General features: G+C 63.4%; 11 protein-coding genes and 1 tRNA gene. 4 read left to right on the top strand and 8 right to left on the bottom strand.

Annotated elements, in window-relative coordinates; translation table 11 throughout:
* Positions 1-328: 328 nt before the first annotated feature.
* Both EV688_RS15470 and EV688_RS15465 read right to left on the bottom strand, forming a co-directional pair.
* Positions 329-3,970: an SDR family NAD(P)-dependent oxidoreductase gene (locus EV688_RS15470; protein WP_117319374.1), complete on the bottom strand. Its 3,642-nt coding sequence runs from the start codon at positions 3,968-3,970 to the stop codon at positions 329-331.
* Positions 3,967-9,369, bottom strand: a complete 5,403-nt coding sequence (locus EV688_RS15465) for an AMP-binding protein (RefSeq protein ID WP_240624444.1) — start codon at positions 9,367-9,369, stop codon at positions 3,967-3,969. Before EV688_RS15465 ends, EV688_RS15470 begins: the two co-directional genes overlap by 4 nt.
* Positions 9,370-9,564: 195 nt before the next feature.
* Between EV688_RS15465 and EV688_RS15460 the strand changes: the two genes are divergently transcribed.
* Entirely contained in the window at positions 9,565-10,077 is a 513-nt protein-coding gene (locus EV688_RS15460) for a transcriptional repressor (RefSeq protein ID WP_240624445.1), read from the top strand.
* A 6-nt stretch (positions 10,078-10,083) separates the two neighbouring features.
* On the opposite strand, the gene EV688_RS15455 is transcribed toward EV688_RS15460, so the two are convergent.
* Both EV688_RS15455 and EV688_RS15450 read right to left on the bottom strand, forming a co-directional pair.
* The gene (locus EV688_RS15455) at positions 10,084-10,623 is read right to left on the bottom strand and encodes a CIA30 family protein (RefSeq protein WP_117319376.1); all 540 of its coding nucleotides are present in this window, start codon (positions 10,621-10,623) and stop codon (positions 10,084-10,086) included.
* A gap of 51 nt (positions 10,624-10,674) precedes the next feature.
* On the bottom strand, positions 10,675-11,922 hold the full coding sequence (locus EV688_RS15450) for an alginate export family protein (protein WP_162883992.1): 1,248 nt from the start codon (positions 11,920-11,922) through the stop codon (positions 10,675-10,677).
* Between the two features lie 208 nt (positions 11,923-12,130).
* On the opposite strand from EV688_RS15450, the gene EV688_RS15445 reads away from it, so the two are divergent.
* A complete protein-coding gene (locus EV688_RS15445; protein WP_162883993.1) occupies positions 12,131-14,659 on the top strand; it encodes a TonB-dependent receptor in 2,529 nt (842 codons plus the stop codon).
* A 62-nt stretch (positions 14,660-14,721) separates the two neighbouring features.
* Here the strand turns inward: EV688_RS15445 and EV688_RS15440 are convergent, their stop codons facing one another.
* Together EV688_RS15440 and EV688_RS15435 are read right to left on the bottom strand one after the other, a co-directional pair.
* Positions 14,722-15,540 (bottom strand): class I SAM-dependent methyltransferase, encoded by an 819-nt coding sequence (locus EV688_RS15440; protein WP_117319379.1) that lies wholly within the window; start codon positions 15,538-15,540, stop codon positions 14,722-14,724.
* Positions 15,541-15,544: 4 nt separating this feature from the next.
* Positions 15,545-16,924, bottom strand: a complete 1,380-nt coding sequence (locus EV688_RS15435; protein WP_117319380.1) for a BCD family MFS transporter — start codon at positions 16,922-16,924, stop codon at positions 15,545-15,547.
* Positions 16,925-17,143: 219 nt separating this feature from the next.
* On the opposite strand from EV688_RS15435, the gene rimI reads away from it, so the two are divergent.
* Together rimI and EV688_RS15425 are read left to right on the top strand one after the other, a co-directional pair.
* On the top strand, positions 17,144-18,301 hold the full coding sequence (rimI, locus tag EV688_RS15430) for a ribosomal protein S18-alanine N-acetyltransferase (protein ID WP_240624446.1): 1,158 nt from the start codon (positions 17,144-17,146) through the stop codon (positions 18,299-18,301).
* Positions 18,302-18,336: 35 nt separating this feature from the next.
* A tRNA-Arg gene (locus EV688_RS15425) sits at positions 18,337-18,413 on the top strand.
* Between the two features lie 27 nt (positions 18,414-18,440).
* Here the strand turns inward: EV688_RS15425 and EV688_RS15420 are convergent.
* Both EV688_RS15420 and EV688_RS15415 read right to left on the bottom strand, forming a co-directional pair.
* On the bottom strand, positions 18,441-19,670 hold the full coding sequence (locus tag EV688_RS15420; RefSeq protein ID WP_117319382.1) for a sialidase: 1,230 nt from the start codon (positions 19,668-19,670) through the stop codon (positions 18,441-18,443).
* Entirely contained in the window at positions 19,667-20,113 is a 447-nt protein-coding gene (locus EV688_RS15415) for a TlpA family protein disulfide reductase (protein ID WP_117319383.1), read from the bottom strand. Before EV688_RS15415 ends, EV688_RS15420 begins: the two co-directional genes overlap by 4 nt.
* Positions 20,114-20,269: the final 156 nt, after the last annotated feature.

Raw genomic sequence — 20,269 nt, 5'->3', positions numbered from 1 at the left:
ACCCCGAGCGAGAAGGTCTTTGTGGCCAGAGCGTCGATAGTCACCAGTTACGAGAAACCGGATGATTTACGCGGCAACTATCTTGACATCTACCGAGCATGAACAGGCTGCCACCGACAAATCCGACCAGGAAGGCAATTGCGCTGACCAGCAGGAAAAGGCGACGATTCTGACGGTAGAGCTCCTCCAGCTGAGCCCAGTAACCTCTGCGTCTGACCATGTCGTCAACCCGCCCATGCTCTTTCGGGAAAGCCATGGGCTTTCATGATTGTTACTGGGGACCCGGAGGAACCCCGTCTGCCACCAATAGGTGACAGTCCTCCGGCCCTCAGACGGTCACCGCATTGCCCCGGAAGATCCGCGCGAGGTAACGACTCTCGCTGGGGCTGGGCGCCGGCACCGCGCACTGTAGCACTGCATAGACCAGGCGGGTCATCTCCTCTGCCAGTTCCTGCTCGGTCGCCGGCTCCTCGGCCCGCGCGCGGCGGGTGAGCTGGACCTGATTGACCGCAGGCACCGTAGGCAGACGTTCGGATTCCACCCCCAGCGTTACCGTGAAGGCGTGCAACGCGTTCTTGACAAACAACGCCAGGGCGAACTCCTCCCGCGACGAGACAAAGGAGGTGTCCGGGGTCAGCAATACAATCTGGCAGCGCGGCACCAGTGCGGCACGGCGGGCGACGCGGAAGTGGTGCGTGAGCTGATCCTCAACCAGGCGCTCGAAGTCCGTGTGTGACAGCACCCGCGTCCACGACTCGCCCTTTTCCGCTGCCAGTGCATTGAACGGCAGACGCGCAAACGGCGCGCTGACAACGACATCGAATCCACCCTGGTTCTGCAGGATCTCGTCAAGGGCCGTTTCAACATCATCGCCAATCACACGCACATCAATGGGAATGCCCGCCCCCGGCTCCAGGGAATGCTGTATCTCTTCCTGGGCTTCTCTGGAGCGGGTGAGCACAACCAGTGACTCGATGCCCTGCCCGATAAAGCCCGCGCCGATGGCCGCGAGCTCCTCGCGCATGGCATCACCGATAAGCACCACGCGTTTGCCTGCGAGCCTCGCGAGGCTCTCCCTGTCCGGATTCAGCAGCAGCTCCCCCTCGGTAACGGAGCGGTCGAATTTCAGGCCGCCCGAGGGGTGGAAAGTCTCGCCGCTGGCGATATCGTCAGCGAGGTGGAAGATCGTCGACAGACCAATCTGCTCATCCGTGGGCATTTTGTGCAGGTGCAGTCTATTAAGAATGCCGGTTTCAATGCCTTTTGCCGCCTTTTTGACGGCACTGTCGTCGAGAAAGGGTGCCGGCGCGTCAACGAATGTCTCGAGAAAGCGCGCCGCCGTCGCGGGCGGGAAGAGTCCGCCGGTGACCAGTCGGTTCATCAACTTTTCCGCCAGGTCTCGGTTCAGCAAGTAGCTCCTTGAAGTCCCCCCTTCGCGGCTTTCCTCGACCTGCACGAACAGCCTGGCCAGGGAGTTGCTGGCGTCGGTATCGCGTCTGATATCTGCGACCGCATTGCGCGCCATGGCCTGCAGCGCCTCGGCTGTCATGCCCTCTTCCATGGCACTGAGAACCGCAGCATGAACGCGGTTCAGTCGCTTGTTTTCCAGTACCAGGCGGCCACGCCGCTCGAACAGGCCCGGCGCACCGCCAAGGCCACGCAAGCGGGCACCATCGACGGGCCCCGGGGCAAGCGCGTTGATCTGGATTTCCGGCCCCAGATGCCGGGAGAGAATTTCCGCCAGCACCCGCTGTCCCGCTTTCGATACGGCATAGTCGGCCCGGTTCGGGTAGGCCACGGCAACATACTTCTCGCCACCGAAGTAGCTGGAGACGTTCATTACCGTGCCCGACCCCCGCGCTTTCATGAGCGGCGCGTACTTGCGGATAAGCGAGTAGTTGGAGATGAGGTTGGCCTGCATGGTGCGGTTCCAGGCCTCGAGGGTCATGTCCACGACCATCTCCTCAGCGCCGGAAATCCCGGCATTGTTGATCAGAAAATCTACATGCCCAAAAAGCTCGATAGAGTGCGTGAACAGGCGCTCCAGCGAGGCTTCATCGCCCACGTCGATATCCGCGAGAATATGCACGCGCTCACCCGGATTCGGGTAACCGATACCGCGAAGTTCCTCGACAATTTCCTCGCGCGCCTCCAGCAGCTTGCTTTCGCTGCGTGCCGAAAGCAGCACCCGGGCACCGGCCATGGCGAGAAAGCGCCCCAGCTGCAGGCCGATACCCAGGCTGCCGCCGGTGATGACGGCGGTCTTGCCCTTGTGCAGACCGGGCAGGACGCGCTGGATAGCCTTGGGCATGCTGGATTTACCCGTGGCGCGGCGGATATCCTTCGGCACCCAGAGGTTGATCGGGTCCATGCGTCGCACCCGGTTGGTCAGCGTTGCCGCCCAGTCTGCGGCGAAGGCCAGGTTGTCCGCCTCGTTGTTGTCGTAGCGCACGAGCTGGTTCGGCAGCACCGCCCAGTCCCGCTGACCGGACTTGCGCATCTGCCTGTCCTCGTGCCGCCAGCTGCGTATCAGGGCTTCAATGGCGGCCCGCTTGATATCGTTCAGCAGGTTGCCGTGGCCATCGCTGGGGTTGGTTACATAGGTGATGGCCGGTGCTTCGCTTACGCTGCCCCAGCGGTCAAGGTTGTTGCCCAGCGCACGGGCGAAGGCCACCGGCGAGACGATTTCGTCACGCACGAAGTCGGCGACGTCCTCATCACCGGCCGTGCTGAGTGAATAACCGTGTCGGCCATTGCCGGATCGTGGGAGAACGACAACGGCATCGAGGCGTCCGAAGTGATCCCGGATATAGTCAAAGCAGCGCTCGGCGGATTCGCTGCGCAGGGGCTCCAGATGCACCAGGTGCGTCTGGTCCAGCCCGCGTACGGCTGACAGGGAGCGCGCATAGCCGAGCGCCTCGAGCGTGCGGAAAGCAAGCACCACCCGTGCACCGCTGACCAGGTGCCGCTCAGTGAACTCCAGGGCCTCCTCGTACTCCGTGCCACCAAGGATGAGAACCACCTGGCCGGTGAGATCCTCGAGGCGCTTGTCGGGCCAGGAAACGAGCTTCGAGCGGCTCTGGGCTGGCACCTGCATGCCGTTGGTGACCTCAAAGGCGTGCCCGGAAACCGAGGCGGACTCTGCAGAGGACAACCAGGTGACTGTCGATGCCACATCTGCCGGCGTAGGGTAGCGGTACTCGAGCTCACCCTCTGCATTCGGCCGGCGGTTTATCATCAGCCCCCGAAACTCCTTCGACGTGCTGCCCGGCTCCGCCCCCTGCAGGCTGTCCATGGCAGCGAAGACGTTGTCGATGCGCTCGGACTCGATGGGGCCGGGGAAAACGGTATTGACGCGAATACCCCGCTCGTCACCAAGCTCCAGCGCCAGTCCATGCGACAGGGCATTCAGGCCGCTCTTTGGCACTGTGTAGGGAATGCGGCCAAAGTAATGTGTGCGCGAGAAAATGGTGGAGATGTTGATGATGCTGCCGCACTCGGCCATGTGAGGCACGGCAGCGCGGGACATGTTCCAGGGCGCGCCGAGCAGATTCATCGCCGAGTCGAACATGGTCTGGTCGTCACCGCGGGCGCGCATCTCGGCCTCGGTAAAGGGAATCTCCCGCAGCGTGCGCCGCGGGCCGGCGGCACCGGCGTTATTGATCAGCACGTCCAGCCGCCCGAAGCGTTCGATGGCCGTCGCCACGATTGCCCGGCACACTGCGGGGTCGGCGTTGTCACCGACGGCGGCCGCCATGGCATCCCGATCGAAGCCCTCGGCGACCAGCGTCTCGATAAACGCATCAAGCTTGTCGCCGTTGCGGCCCGCCATGACCACCCGGGCACCCTCGCGCAGCAGGCTGCGGCTGATCCAGCTGCCGATATTGCCGGCAGCGCCGGTGAGGACGACGACCTTGCCCGCAAGACGTGCGCCGCTGGTGCTTTCAGGGATAGCTGTGTTGTCGCTCATCGCAGTGCTCCTGCTGATCCAGTGTCGATGTGTGCCAGAGTCTCACCGCGCTTTTCCGCCTCGCTGATGGCCCATGCCCGGTAAAGTTCGTCGCGGGTTTTCAACCCCGCGCGGGGTAATCCGTGCACCGCAACGTAATTTGCACCGGCGTGACGGTTCTCCCACATGGCCTGGTGTGCCCCGGCAATGTCCTGCAGCGCAACCGGCACTGGGGGCATCACATCTCCCATGCCCGCGGCAATACGCTCCTGCATCTCGGCAAACTCGCGCGCCGTGTTGAGGTGGGTGCCGCGGATCTCGGCGCTGGGCATGAGGATGCGTCGCTGCCGCATCCAGACCTGCGGTGCGTAGAAGGACAGACGCTGACCCGAGAGATCCTCGGCGTAAAGCACCTTGCCGACGTTGGGCTTGACCAGCGCCGTGGCGAGGCTGAGTCCATCCCGCCCGGGGCGTTCGAAGATCACATCCGGCAGGCCCCGCTTGTCCAGCGTATTGCGCAGCAGCGGGGCGACCGCGGAACCGATGGGCTTGAGTGTGCGATCAGAGAACCGCCGTACCGCTTCCTTGAATTCCGCCGATTCCGTGAAAGCATCCGGCAACAGGGGGAAGGGTCCCGGCGGATCGAAGTCATCGCCCAGGCGGCGGGCGATCGAATCCATGCTGACAACGCCTGTCAGCCGTGTTCCAAAGCCAAGCGAGGTCACGAACTCACGCTGTGAGGCGGTATCGGCAAGCACCGCAACCTGAGCCCCCAGGGCACAGCCAACCTCGATGGCTTCAATGGCGACGGGGTCGACGATACCGTCATCCGCGCCGGGTCCGTAAACGATGAGGAGCGTGTTGCCGGCGCGCAGGCCAGCACGCTTGAACATTGCCGCCGGGGTGCTGGCTCCGGCCTTGCCCATGAACGAGAAGCGGTAGCCTGACGACGCACCGTAGAAAGTGAGCACGCCGCCCTCACCCAGGGCCTGGAAGGAGCGCGGGAAGGCGTTTTCGCCAGCGTGGGACACAACATAGTCAATCTCTCCACCGGCCTGCTCACGCACAACATTGACAAAGGGCTCGCCGGCCTGTTCCCAGGCCGCCCAGTCTGCGGGATTGTCCGGCACGGGCGTAAAACACGCGGCCCAGCGCTCGTCGCGTCGATTGACCGGCTGACCGCCATGCTGTCGCACCCGCTCGCCACGCTCCTCCGAGGACACCATCCCGACAACGGCAAGGCCGGTCTGCCTGGCCATACGCAGGCAGTCAAGGCCCGTGCCGGTGGAGGCGCCTTCCACGAACAGGCGACGCCCCGGCTGAATGGCCAGCGTGGTGAACAAGGCGCGGTGAATGGTGCCCTGGGTCAGGCCGTAGGAGCCGGCCTCCTCGATAGTGAGTCCCGGAAGCTTGCGGTGCATCTGCGGTCCCTGAACTACCAGGAACTGGGCATGACTGCCATCGTTGCGCTCGTAGCCCTGAATGCGAAAATCCGCCGCCATGGGGTCGAGACCCTGGTCCGGAGAGAGCAGTTCGCTCTGCCCGGAATAAAGGGTGACCAGGTCGCCTACCGCGAGGCGGCCTTCGCGCACCAGTTCTTCGCCCAGTTGCGCAACCATGGCAACGCCGCCGGAGCCGGTGACCTGTACATCTGCGTCACGGGCATCGAAGGGCGACACCGGGATACCGGTGATGGCCCAGATATCGTTGAAGTTCATCTCCGAGGCAAGCACGTACACCAGTGCCTCGTTCGGGCCCGGCTCCGGGGTCGGGAACACCAGCAGGTGCTCGGCGTCCACGGGGTCGCCATGCGCGGGTGCGCCATCCTGCGGGCTCTTGGCCACGCCCATGCCATACTGATAGCGCGGCAGCGGGGTGACCCCCGGATAAAAAGGCGCGTCCAGCGGCAACAGGTCTCCCCTGCCCTCAAGCTCACCGCGCAGCGCCGCGTCGGCATCCGGCGGCACGACCGTGTACTTGACAGGAAGCGGCGCACTGCGGCGCTCCAGGAAGGCACTGATGCCGACCGGGCCCGCAGACGGATCGCACACGGCTTCGGCGAACAGCTGGGCCTCGTGCCTGAGGCCGGCTGCCTGCCCTTCCCGCGCGCCAAAGCTCACAGCATCGAGAATCCTGTCGAGACAGCGACCACGTCCACCGGCCCGCAGCTGCGCGAGGGTTGGTGCGAGGCGCGGGTCCTGCAGCAGGCCGTCGTCAAAGGGCAGGGTTTCCTCCCGCGCCGCCAGGTAGGCCGTGTGCTGAGCCATGGCCTCCTTCAGGGGACCGTCGCCGGACAGGTACTCGCGCACCAGAGCCATCGCCGCTTCGACTGGGCCTTGCCGCGACACCACGCTGTCGACGAGACCCGCGGCCAGCGCTTCCTGCGCATCGATGGCGCGGCCGGACGCGATCATGCGCACAGCCTCAATGAGACCGGCTTCGCCCCGGCGCTGGTACAGGCGGCGCACCAGACGCTGTGTCCCGCCGTAGCCCGGCAGCAGGTTGAGGTTAATTTCGGGCTGGCCAAAGCGCGCATGGCGATCGGCAACCACGCAGGCGCAGGCGAGCATCAGCTCACAGCCCCCGCCGAGTGCCGGCCCGTTGACCGCGGCAATTACCGGCTTGCCCAGATTTTCCAGCAGCGAGAATGCCGTGTGTGCGGCATTGGGCGGCGTCTGCGCAGATTCAAGATCGCCCGCCTCACCCACTTCCAAAAGTTCCTTGACGTTGGCGCCGGCGACGAAGGCGCTGCCGGCGCCGGTGATCACCAGTGCCTCGATGTGGTCCTGATGGCCGATATGCTGAAGCACGGTGTTCAGCTCATCCAGCGAGCGCTCGTTCAGCGAGTTCACGGGCGGTGAGTCGATAACCAGAAGCGCGACCTGACGCCCGGGGGCAACGCTGTGGGTCTCCACCCGCAAATGGCGGTAACTCTGGACGATCTGTCGCGCCTGGGCCAGCTGCCCGAAGGCTTTCCAGCCGGCAACCGTATCGCGGATCTCATCGACGACTTCGGGATTGCGTAGAGTGGACAGGTCACCGAGCGGGTCGTCCAGCAGCAGGGCGCGCAGCGTGCGTCGCATATACTTGCCGGAGCGTGTCTCGGGCACTGCGGAGACAACAAGGAAGTCCGAGGGCACGGCCGTCACCCCCTTCTCGCTGCGCACCAGACCCTGCAGCCGGGCGAAATCGTCGTCGCCGAGGCGTGCGCCCGGCGCCGGCACGAGGAAAGCCACCGGCGTCTCGCCCTTCTCATCGTGGGGGGCACCAACAACGACGGCGTTGCCCACCGGGGAGTCCTTGCGCAGGGTCTTGTCGCGCAGGATGGCGCCCTCAATCTCCTCGGTGCCGATGCGGTGGCCGGACACATTGATGACGTCGTCGGAGCGCCCGTGCAGGGTCACGCCGCCGTCGTCATGCTCCCGCGCATAGTCGCCCTGGGTGTAGGCCAGGCCGTCGCTCCATCGGTGGAAATACACCTCGGTAAAGCGCTCGATATCGCCGCGCCAGTCATCACTGCCAAGATTCCCGGCATCGCCCCAGAGGGTACGCGCCAGATACGGATAGGGCTGCGTAATGACCAGCTCGCCTTTTTCGCCTGGCTCAGCCCGCCGCCAGGCAGTGGCCCGCCCCGCGCTATCGCTTTCCGTGGCGATGCGGACTTCGGCCTGTATCCACGGCAGGGGCCAGGTATGGGCGTCCGGCTTCAGGTCCTTGATATCGCCCCAGGGACAGGAGAACACCATGCCGCCGTGTTCGGTCGCCCAGTAGGAATTGATGTAGCGCGGGCAGATGCGCTCCATACCGAACTGCTGCACCGCCGGTGACACCGGTTCCGCGCAGAAGGTTGCCACCTTGACACCGCTCATGTCGTAGGCGGCCATGTCATCGACGCTGGCGGGGTCGGTCATCACGGCCTTGAGGAAGGTCGAGCCCGCCTTGAAGATCGTGACCCCGTGGCGCTCGATAATGGAGGCAAAGCGCCCGGCGTGGGGGAACAGCGGTGATCCCTCGGATAGCACCGTGGTCATGCCGAGGGCCAGGGGCGCCGCGACAAGGTAGGACTGCCCGGTAATCCAGCCGGGATCGCCGACCACGTACAGGCGATCGTCTTCCCCGGCGTTGAACACCATGCGCATGGTATGCGCGATACCCGCAAGCCAGCCGCCGTGGGTATGTACGACGCCCTTCGGTTTCCCGGTGGAGCCGGAGGTATAGATGATGAAGAGCGGCCAGTCCGCGGGCACGGGCTCGGCTGGGTGGCTGGCATTGAAGGCCCGCCAGTAATCCCGGTCGTCGAGATCGTCCAGGGCGTCGAGGCTCGGCGCATCAAAGCCCGCCTCGCGCGCTGCCGCAAGCACGCACCCGGCGGCGTCGCTCACCAGGTCGTCGGACCAGCGGTCCCGGGGTTGCACAGTGATATCCTGGCCGGTGTACCGCACGACGATGACCTGGTCCACGGCGTGGCCAACTCCGGCGAGCTCCCGGGCAACCGTGGTGCGCAGCGCAGCGGAGCGCTCCGCAGGCAGCTCGGCCTCGGCCGCGAGAGCCACCCCGAGTTCACGCATGAGGTCGCTGCGCTCCAGGGTGATTTCGCCGGCGACACCCGCGCGCACGGCGTCGACAATCCGCGTCCGGGCATCGCCAAGGTCGCAGTCGTCGAGGACAGCCTCGAAACACGCAAGGGCCGCGGTGCGGGGTATGAAATTGTCCAGCGCCGGATCAGTAAAGGTTTCCTTGTAGGCCACCACCTCCGCATTTCGGTAGCCGCCATCTGCAGTGACCACAACCCGGGCGCCGGCATCGAAAACGCGGTCTGACAGGGTCTTGGCAGAGAAGCCGCCGAACACGGGCGTGTAGATGATGCCGAGCCGTTTGGCGGCCTCGGTGTAATAGATCTGCTCGAGAATATTTGGCAGGTTGAAAGCGATGCGATCACCGCGCGACAGTCCGAGGCTCGAAAGCACCTGGGCGCGAAGAACGCTCTCTCGCAGCAGTTTCCGGTAGCTGATGTGTTCCTCGTGAACGGGGCCGCCCTTACCGGCATTGCGGGACGGGTCCCAGCGGTCGCCCTCAAAGACAATCGCGGTGTGACTGCCCCGCCCCGCCAGCACGTGTCGATCGACTTCGTTGAAGCAGGCGTTCGTTTCTGCGCCCACGAACCAGCGATAGTAGGGAGCGGCGCTATCGTCCAGGCCCTGCTGCCAGGGGCGCCAGTCATCGTCAGGCGTCTCGCTTTCCCCCGTCAGTCGCTGCCAGCTGCCGCGGGAGCTCCGCGTTAGCCAGCCATCGCCGTCGAACCAGTGCAGCTCGCTTGCGGCAATGTCGCCGTGGTAGCTGCCGGGATCGTCGATAGCACGCCGTCGCTGCCGGCTCTCATCTGCCTCGTCGGGCAGCAGGCCCCATAGGTCACTGTTCACAGTCACGCGATTCCCCCTCATTACCGGTTGTGCTGCTATGACATTGTTGAAATATACCTGTGCGCCTTTAACGACCTGTCCCGAAAATAGACTGACCGAAGATCAATCGCAAGGGTTCATCTTCGGTGATTTGTCGCTACCCTCCCGATGGCGTCAGTCTGGAATGACGCTGGCGTTATGCGGTAACATATTGCCATGAGTGGACTGAAGCGTAGCGGCAAGATGGTGCGGCAATCCCTGGAAGGCGCAGAGCGCGCCTGTCGTACTCAGGGCCTGCGACTGACGGATAAGCGAAAGCGTCTGCTGACATCGCTGCTGAAGGCCGCCGGCCCCATCTCAGCCTACGATCTTGCACACCATTACCGTGCAGACCACGGCGAGGAGCTGCCGGTAATGACCGTTTATCGCATGCTCGACGTGTTCATCGATGCGGGCGTTGTCCACAAGCTTCGCTCCACCAATCGCTTCATGGCTTGCCGGCACATGGCCTGCGACCACCCTCACGCGGCCACGCAGTTCCTGATCTGCGACAGCTGCGGCATTGTGCGGGAAATGGACTTTGCCGATGCCGAGATCAGCAAGCTGAACCAGAAGGCCCGCTCTTCAGGGTTTCACCTGTACCAGGAACAGCTTGAACTGCATGGCGTGTGCGATCGCTGTCATTCGGGGATCGAGGAGAAAACGCCGGATGCACGCGCTCATGGCTAGCGTTGCCTAGCGGGCACACATCTCCACCCTTGCCACCGCAATCTCAACCGTCCCGGGCGCGCCGATAGCCACAATGCCGAGTCGGCGCACGGCGTCCGTTGCCAGTGGCGCGTCCAGTCGATGAGCCTCGAATGCGGAAAACGGCAGCCAGACCCCCGACCATTCCCGGGGCGCCGTGAAGCCCGCCCTGTAGCTCTGCCAGGGACGCCGACAATCCACCGTGCGCAGGTGAACATGCCATTTCTGATCTTTTCCCCGCACTGTCAGCGCCACGCCTGACCACGGCGACACATCCACAAAACCGCCATCCGGTGACAGGTCCAGCGCGACCTGAACGAAGCCGCCGTTGTTGGCCAGACTTACCTCCCCCTTCAGGCAAAGCGCCGCACTCCCGCCCAGCTGCTCATGACTCGCGCGCGCCCGTGACACGCCACCCATCACCTGATCAGTAAAGCAGCGCCAGGCCGTACCGGTGCCCGTCGCTGCAGTGGGCCGGGTGAAATCGTCCAGACACCACGGTTGGTTCCCGGGAGCAGTTTCCGTCATGACATTGTCCTGTGGGGAAGTTGATCGGGCGCACTGATGCGACCGCATTGATCACGGCAAAGCGAGTCTCGCGATGAACCATGCCTTGCGGACATCCCGGTATTGTCGGGCCGCCGCGCTGTCGGCGTCAAAAACCGCGAAACGGAACTGGAATGACAGGCGTTCATTCATCTGCCAGCTCACGTCGAGGTCAAATTCGTGCCCATACCCCGCGTCTCCCCGGTCTGCTTCGAAGCGGTGCCCGACTACGCGCCACGTCAGGTCTTCCACGCTGCCCTGAAATGCCAGCGATGTGTCCTCGATGCCGTCCGCGGGTGTAGTGAGAAAGACATCAGCCCATCCCTGGAATTTATGCAGCGTGGCAAGCGGCGTTCGAAAGCCCGTATTGCTGTCCGAGCCCAGCACCTCGCGGGCGATTTCCACCTGCACAGCGCCAAAACGGTAGATGCCCTGCGCCAGGGAGTAGTTGGCCGCGTAGTCCAGCGTGCTGTCACCGTGCTCCCATTGACGAGCATAGGCGCCGCGGAGTGTCAGGGGGCCCACGGACCAGTCGGCTTCGATGCCCACGGTGTCGGTACTGTTATCGACGGTGAGTGCAGGTCCGAAATCGGCATCGGCATTGACGTCGAGGCGATAGGCGAAAGGACGCAGTTCGATGTCGTCTGTTGGCTGCCACACAGCTCTCAGAAACAGACTGTCGCCGTCCCAGCTGGCAGGCTGGGCGCCGTCGTCGGGACCAAAAATCCTGCGCACGGCGCCAACATAGCTCATATCAAGGGACGCCGTCTCCGAGAGCTGCCACTGGCCGCGCAGTCCGTCATAGGTCTGCTCATTCTGGCGCCAGGCCACCCCGCCGACGAAGCGCTCGCTGCCGTGCACGATTCGCTGTCGTCCGGCTCGCAGGCTCACATCAGTGTGGTGCCAGGCCAACGCTGCCCGGTTGAGGTCAGTACCTTCCGGATCTGCCACGATCGGGTAGTGGGTCTGTCCGTTGCCTGTAGAGTTGTATCGTTCCGCGCCGATCACGCGCACATCATCCACCTCGACAACCCAGGACCACCCGGTAGCCGGCTTACCCGTCAGCGTCAGGCGCGAGCGCAGGGTGGACGCGAGCGCATCCTCGGCAGCGCCGGACAGATCCACGGACTCGGCCCGGTAACGAAAATCTGCCGCCAACGACAGCGCATCCGCGACCCTCGACTCTGCGGCGACAAGCGCGCCCGAACGACCGCTACAGACCAGTAGCGTCAGGATGAGCACGCGCCATCTCTGCAGTACGCTGCGGAGCATCATCATCATGAGCGTTGCTACCATTTGCTGCGCGTGTACAGGGATTGTCCCAAATCCGGTTGCCGCGACCAAGTCTTGTGTCATTTCGGTCTCAAATAATGTGTCAAGTCAGGTTGACACGCCCTCTGTCTGCTTCGTAAGCTTCCCCGGCTTTCGCGTACGGCACTTCCCGGGCTTGCCGGCGGGGCGCTACTACCCTCCACAATCGAGAAACTCCATGAAAAAGACGCATCCGCAGACTCGCCACGCTCTTCTGCCGCTCGCCCTGAGTGCCACCCTCCTGGCACTTTCCCCGCCCGCACAGTCACAGGACAGCGCCTCGCGCGACGCGGGTCGACTGGAGGAGGTTCTGGTAACGGCACGCAAGATGGAGGAAAAAAGCCAGAGCGTGCCCCTTTCCCTGCGTGTACTCACCTTTGACGAGATGCAGAAGCAGGGCTTCGACACGCTGAGCGACAGCGGACTGCTGCTCCCGGGGGTTACCTTCGACATCGGTGGCTTTGTACAGGATACGCGACCCGCCATGCGAGGCATGCAGAATGAGCGCGGCCGGCCAAGCGTCGCCATCCTTATTGATTACATTGACGCCTCTACGGAAAACCTGAGCATAGCCGGTGGATCCAGCGCGCTCTATACCCGCCTGCTTGATGTTGAGCGTATGGAGGTTGTGAAAGGACCACAGACCCTGCTGTATGGACGCAATGCGTTCGGCGGTGCCATCAACGTGGTGACGCGCCGGCCAGCCTTCGAGTGGGAGGGGCGTGCCGGTGTGGAAGTCGGCAACGAGGGCAGACGCACCCTGGACGCGGGCGTCTCCGGCCCCATTATTGATGACGTGCTTGCCGTTCGGGCATCGGTAGCGAAACACGACTTTGACGGCTTTTACGACAACCCGAATACCGGGGCCGATGTTGGCACCGAAGAGTCCCTTGCGGGCTCTCTGGCCCTGCTCTGGACACCGACAGACCGCCTCAAGGTCTACACTCGGTATCAGCAGAGCGATGAAAAGTACAGCCAGCCGGCGTCAGCGCTGGTCACCTGGAGTGATAGGCTGCCCGTGCCCGGTGGAACCTTCAGCGCCGGCCCTCCCGGATCGCCGGGACAGCCCTGCCCCGCTGACCTCGGCGGCGTTCCGCCATCAGTCCTGCAGGCCTGCACGCGGGGCGTGGTGACAGGAAAGCTCGAAGCCAGCGAGAGCGATATCGATTTCTCCCTCGATCCGGCAACGGGCGCCCCTTTTCCCGGGCTTGAGCAGACTCAGCGGTTCGGCACTCTCCAGGCGGATTACGAGGTCTGGAACGGCACACTGACCTACCTGGCGGGTTTCATGAAAAACGACAGCTCCGACCGCTCGGACACAGACTACACGGATTACCCCGCGACAAATCCGTTCTCGTTTTCCACCTCGACAATCAATCTCCTCGACTACCAGTTCGAGCACCAGTCACATGAAATCAGGCACGTCGGCGAGCATGGCGCCTTCAGCTGGATCGGCGGCGCTGCTGTCTACCTGGAGGAGTCCACGCTGGACAATGCGTCCCTATTCTGGATGCGCAACCCTGACTCACTGCTCGGGGGGCCGCCGTTCAATCTCGCCACCGAGCCGAACCCCGGTGCGAAGCCCAACAATCCGCAAACCCGCGAAACGGAGCATTATTCGGTGTTCTTTTCGTTGGGCTACCAGCTGAACGATCAGTGGCGCATCACCGGTGAAGGACGCTATTCCGAGGACACCATTGACTACCGGGTTCCCACCTGGTCGCGACAGCAGGTCAGTCTGCAGCAGCAGGTACCTCTCTCCTTCTGCCCCCCGGAAACGGACGACCGCGACGTACCGCAGTCCCAGAAGTATCCCAACGTTGCCTATGACTGTTTTGACCAGGACCGGGTGAAGAGTCAGGTGTTCACGCCGCGAGCCCTTGTTGAATACATGCCATCTGCGGACGCGCTGTACTACGCGTCTGTGACGCGGGGCTTCAAGCCAGGGGGCTTTGCCGCGAATGAGGCGGTTATTCTCGAGGGGCAGCGCTACCAGGAGGAGACGGTTACCACCTACGAGATTGGTGCCAAGACCGAGTGGCTGAATAATCGGTTTCGGCTGAATGGTGCGCTCTACTTCAACGACTACCGGGATCAGCAGATTGGTGTCCAGCAGCAGCCCCCCGGCAGCGTGACACCGATACCGGGCATCACCAACGCCGCCCGGGTCGAGGTCTGGGGGCTTGAGTTCGACAGCAGCTGGCTGGTCACCAACAATTTTCAGATATCCGCCGCTTACGCCTGGACCGATGCGGTGTTTGAGCGCTTTACGCAAACCCGGGAGGGGTCCACGGCCCTGAACAAGGCCGAAGCCGGGAATATCGATGCGGATTTCTCGGGTAACTACGTGGGCAAGAACCCGAAGCACGCGTTCAATGCCTCCGTCGACTGGTTTGGCCAGCTGGGTGGCAGCGATTATGAGTGGTTCGCGGGAGCGACCGGGCTATACCGCTCCAAGCGTTACATGGATGAATCCAACCTCAACTACCTGCCCGAGTTCACGCGGGTCAATCTGCGTGCCGGCATAGAGAATTCACGCTACCGGCTCATTGCCTACGTTGACAACGTCTTTGATGACGATGAAATTACCAATGGCCAGCGCGTGGTGGATCTGGGTAACCCGGATGGCTTCGCCCCGGGGCGCGGCTATCTGCTGCACATGCCACTTCCCAGGGTTTATGGCCTTCGCCTGAGCGCTCAGTTCTGACGACAACGGGGCGGCCGCCTGATGACCTGCCGCCCCCCTCTTCCTATGAACCCTGTGGCGTTCTATCCGCCTGGGCGGTTGTCCGGGACCCTGAAGAGAGAGTAGACGAAGCGACGCCTCACACCATGGGTGCTGTCAAGATCGCTCCAGTGATCGGCCGCAAAGGCGTCCAGCCGGGACATGACACGCGTCAGCAGATCGTCGGGCAGAACCCAGCTTTCGGCATCATCCCGCGAGCGAATACCGTCCAGGACCTGGCGCGGACTCAGAGCGGTCTGCCACTCCACGGCGACCTGTTCCTCACCGTTATAGACCGGTTCGCCACCGAGCTCGCTCAGCTGCTGCACCAGGCCTCGCGCGCCGGTAGGGAAATCAATGGACTCCGCCAGATCCACCACGGCCTGCCGGAAGGCATTGCGCAGGGCGCCGGCAAAGGATGCGGGGTCTACCCAGTCCCTGCCGAGGACAATCACGCCGCCGGGCCTGACCATGCGCAGCAGGTCGGCGAGCACTGTCCTGGAATCCACCAGGTGCAGTACGTGAACGCACACCGCAGCGTCGAAGGCATTGCTGCAGAAGGGCAGCCGGGTGATGTCGCCTCGGACCAGCGCCAGATTCGGCTGCTCCCTCCCGGCGAGCGCGCGAAGCATTTCCGCAGAGAGGTCCACACCGACGACGTCGCCACCGGCAGAGACCGTAGGCAGGGCGATACGTCCGGTACCAACGCCTACCTCGAGAATGCGGGCGCCGGAACCGGCGAGGCCGGCAATGGCCTCGCCAATGCGCGGCGACACCTCCGGCGGATGTCCACGCAGCGCGTCATATTGCACGGCGACGCGATCATCGAAGCGGTAATCCAGCCTGTCTGAAGAGGGATGCAAGGGCTTACGCGCTCGCAGTTGCGACGTCGAGAATCACCGCGCTGTCTGTGCTTGTCTCCTCGACTGACCGCACTGCCGTGCGCTGGAAGGCCGCGACATCCACGCGTGTCAGTATGGCGGCGGCGCCGAGAAGCACAGAGGCTTCCAGCGAAAAGATCATCCAGTAGGCGTGCTGGGGTTCCAGCAGGCCACTTCCGATCAGCGATGTGTGCAGAGCCCCCGCCGCTACCGAGGAGCCACCCATCCCCATGGCCTGGGCCGTGCCCCAAAGCCCCATGTAGAGGCCGGTGGCGCCCTCCACCGTCATGTCCATCATCATGGCAAGCGCACCGACATTGAATACCCCGGCGCAGATCCCCATCACGAATAGGGTGGGCACCAGCAGGAATTCGAGGCGCAGCAGGGCAATGATGCCCAGCAGAAAGAATCCGGCGGACGCTGCGGCACAGCCGACCAGCGTCAGTGTTTTCTTGGGCGCACGATAGAACGCGCTGAGCAGGCCCATTCCCAGCATACCGAGAAGAATACCGCCGCCCCATATCGGCTGGAAACGGGTGGTTTCCCGTATTCCTGCACCGAATACCTCAGCGCCCAAAACTTCGATAAGGCTTTCCTGCAGGAACAGGGCAAAGATGGCGCAGGCCACGAAGATGAAGAAATACCGCGCCTGCCGGTTGCCCGCGACCAGCCGTGCCGCGGATGCCAGCGGGTTGCCAGGCGGTGCCATGGCGCGCGCCCGGGTCGCCGCCTGCGTGAGTTCCGAAGGGCTCAGGCGGCGTTCAACGCCAATGACGCCGAGAAGCACGGCCCCTAGCACAATCGGGGGCGTCATGTTGTAAAGATTCTGCATGGCTTCCGGCGAAAATTCCGGTCGTACGGCGTTCATGACGACGGCGGCGAGAATCGTCGACAGGATCATCACGATCCATACCACGGAAATCACGCCGGCGCGGGTGTCCTTGGTAGTCGTTTCGGCGATCAGCGAATGATAGCTGTCAGCCATGACGGCCATACACAGGCCGAACAGAACAAAGAGTACCACCGCCACAGCTGTCGCAAGGGAGGACCCCTCCCCCATGGCGAACGTCACACTCGGCAGGGCGAGAAACAGCAGACTGGCAACCGCACTGGCGCCGATCAGGTAAGGTGTGCGGCGATAGCCAAGAATGGGCCGGGTATCGGCGATGCGACCGGCGATTACCTGAAAGGGCGCGATGAAATAGTGAATGGACAACAGCGTGGTGACGACCACGGCTGCCACCCCCATTTCGACAATGGCAACCCGATTGAAGTCGATGGTAAGCAGCGCGAACATCCAGCCCACAGCCACCTTGGGGAGAGCAATTTTCAGTGTCCACAGGAAGCTCTTCAAGGCTCGCCACATAGTCCGGTCTCGTACCGATGAATATTCTGCAGTTATAGGGTAGTCCGGCAGGTGTGTCAACTAAATTGGACAGTTATAGATGTTAAAAGTAGATGACAACCGTCCCATGCCATGGCAATCGTGCGCCCGGCAGGCGAGAGCGCCGATTTCCGGTACAGTAGCCGCTGTTCCGTTGGCAGACTGCTGGTTGCAATGCTGGCTTCAAGAGACAGGCCACACATGAAAACATCACCGCCGATGGGAGCGCGCTCGCTATCCCGTCAGTACCAGTTTCGCCCCGCCAGCGAGCTGGATCTCGATGCCCTGCTGCAGATTGAGGAGCGCGCCTACCAGACCGATCGTCTCAGCCGGCGCAGCTTTCGGCGCTGGATCGGAAGCGATCATGCCGCGTTGATCGTCGCGGAGCACGCCGGCACCGTTGCCGCCTATGCCCTCGTCCTCCTGCACAGAGGAACGCGCCTCGCCCGTCTGTATTCAATCGCTGTGGATCCCGAGTATACGGGCCAGGGTCTGGGTCTGGCGCTGCTGCAGGAAGCCGAGACGGCGGCGCTGGATGCCGGACGTATCGACATGCGGCTTGAGGTACGACGGGACAACATCGGCGCCATCGCCCTCTATGAGAAGCAGGGGTATCGCCGCTTCGGCGAGTATGCCGACTACTACGAGGATCACGAAGGCGCCTACCGCTACCAGAAGCGCATCCGCACCTTCGATCCGCGCTTGCGCCATCACCCTGTCCCCTGGTATCGACAAACCACCGAGTTCACCTGTGGTCCGGCAAGTCTGATGATGGCCATGCGGGCGCAGGATGCGAGCTACCGCATGTCCCGCGCCGAGGAACTCCGTCTCTGGCGCGAGTCCACAACCATCTACATGACATCCGGCCACGGCGGCTGCCATCCCCTGGGGCTGGCACTCGCCGCCCACCGCAGGGGTTTCCATGCAGAGGTCTGGATCAGCGTCAGAACGCCTCTGTTTATCGATAGCGTGCGCAACGAGGACAAGCGTGCCGTGATCGAGCAGGTGCACCGGGATTATCTGCAGCAATCACGGGAGGCAGGCCTGCGCGTGCATTACAGCGAGGTGACCCAGATCGACCTCGACCGGGCGTTGAAAGCGGGTGCGGTTCCCGTGGTGCTGATTTCAACCTGGCAGATGGACCGCAAACGCGCACCGCACTGGGTGGTGGTGTCGGCCATCGATGATCGATTCATCTACCTGCATGATCCGGACCCCGAGGACAGCCTGCAGAACGAACTGGATTGCCAGTACCTGCCCATCGCCCGGGACGATTTCGAGCGCATGGCCCGCTTCGGGCGCGACCGACTGCGCGCTGCGCTGGTCATCTGGCCGCCGCCGGCAACATCCAGTGATTGACCGCGGCTGCCAATACCCCTACTCTTCGCACCGTTGCGCCCGTAGCTCAGCTGGATAGAGCACCTGGCTTCGAACCAGGTGGTCGGGAGTTCGAATCTCTCCGGGCGCGCCAACCTTCACCGATGACCTCCATCAACGATCAGAAGCCGTCGTAACGTACCCGGGCAACCTTCACCCGATTTGCGTCACCGACCTGTGTCCAGGTGACATAGACCGTATTGCCGACGCTGTGAATGCGGGGGAAGCCACTGCGCCGCGACGCGAGGATCGGCGAGACTGCCACGGTGTCGATAAACTCTGCATCGGCGCTGTAGCGGGACAGCATGACGTGCGCGTCGGTTCCACGCAGGTCAAGCCAACTGGCGATGATCTCGCCGTTATCGAGCAGGGTCGCATCAACGCGGCCCAGGGTGTCGGCACCGGCGATCAGTGTCGGCGCGGTGAAGTGCTCACCGTCGTCCCGGGAGACCGCGAGCTGTACCGCCGGCAGGTCATCGCGGAGGGTGAACCAGACCACGACGACGGTGTTTTCGCGGGCCGCCACGGCAGGGCCATTGACGGGGCATCCCGCCACCTGCCAGCCGTCGTCATGCACCGTTTGCGGCTCGGTCCACTGGCCCTCAATCTGGCGTACGATGGCGATATCGCGGATGTCGTGTGGCGATCGATCGCGGTAGACCACGATCGGACCGCGGCTCGTCATCGCGGCAGCGGTCTGGCAGCAATCGCAGACGCGAGAATCGAGTTCCCATTCGTCCAGTCGCTCCCCCGTGCTGGCGTATTCGGCGCCGCGAAGCGTCATCGGTCCCGGCTCGGGCTCGCTCTTCGTCCTGCGGCCGTCCAGCCAGGTGATCAACGTTCGATACGGACCCGTAGGGACCATCGCAACAAATCCGTGCTCCGCCTGTATGCCGTCCGTGTTGATCAGGGTACCGTCGCGCCAGCGCTGCCGTGAGGGGTCGTAGAAGCTTGCGACCACGTCGTAGTCGTAGCTGCTGCTGCCACTGCGGCGCAGCCAGTGCGCAAGCTTGCCGTCGCCGTGGACCGAGAGCCTGGGAAAGTCAGCCCAGTTCACAAACCAGTCCCTGCCTTCGCTGATGATCGCTGCATCGCTCCAGTCGCTACCGTCCCAGCTGGCGAAGGCGAACTCGGCCAGGCCATCGCGCTCGGTCACCCAAGACAGATAAACGGTACCGGTGTCATCGCTGGTGACTCTCGAAAGATGGCTGTGCGCCGGTGCCGGTGATGCCAGCAGTTCCGGCGTCACGGCGTCTCTGCCCGACTCCCCCGCAGCAACCGGACAGATCAGGCCGAAAACACCGAGCATCACGCCCGCCATACGCGGGACGAGGATCTTTTTCGCCTTCATGGTTGTCTGCTCGAGGTAGCGGCTATGGGCAAGCCGAGGCGGGCGAGCTGCGTCATGATCGCTTCCTCGTCCTGAAGACCAACGAGGCGGGCCGCGACGTCGTTCGCGGGAGTCAGGATGACGGTGGTGGGCATGGCCTCCGGTGGGCGCAGATTGAGCGCCGCGACCTCGTCCCCCGTGAGCGTTGGAAACGCGATGCCAAGGCGCGCAGCAATCTCCAGGGTGACTGCGCGGGGATCCTCGTCGAAATTCACGCCGACCACGGAAATACCCAGGGGTTCGAGGCTCCGGCTCAGCGCATTGAGCATCGGGATCTCTTTGCGGCACGGCGCGCACCACTCAGACCAGAAATTGACAATACGCCAGGTGGCGGCGTCTTCCGCCTGCGAAACTGGACAAAGCATCGCGGCGATCAGAATCGCTGCAGGCAGGGCAGGCTTCATCGGTTAGGCCTCCAGTCAACATATAGTGAGAGAGGGAACACAGAGGAAAGAGCGTAGCAGAAGGCCCGAAATCCGTCACGATGAGACCCAGCGGGACACCAATAGTCACGGCGCAGGCGACGGGGCAGAGTGACAGGCCGCTTGATTATCCCGGGC

This window comes from Chromatocurvus halotolerans (assembly GCF_004340525.1).
GTDB lineage: Bacteria > Pseudomonadota > Gammaproteobacteria > Pseudomonadales > Halieaceae > Chromatocurvus > Chromatocurvus halotolerans.
Note: the sequence above shows the minus strand (reverse complement) of the source record. Positions and strands in the feature narration are given on the sequence as shown.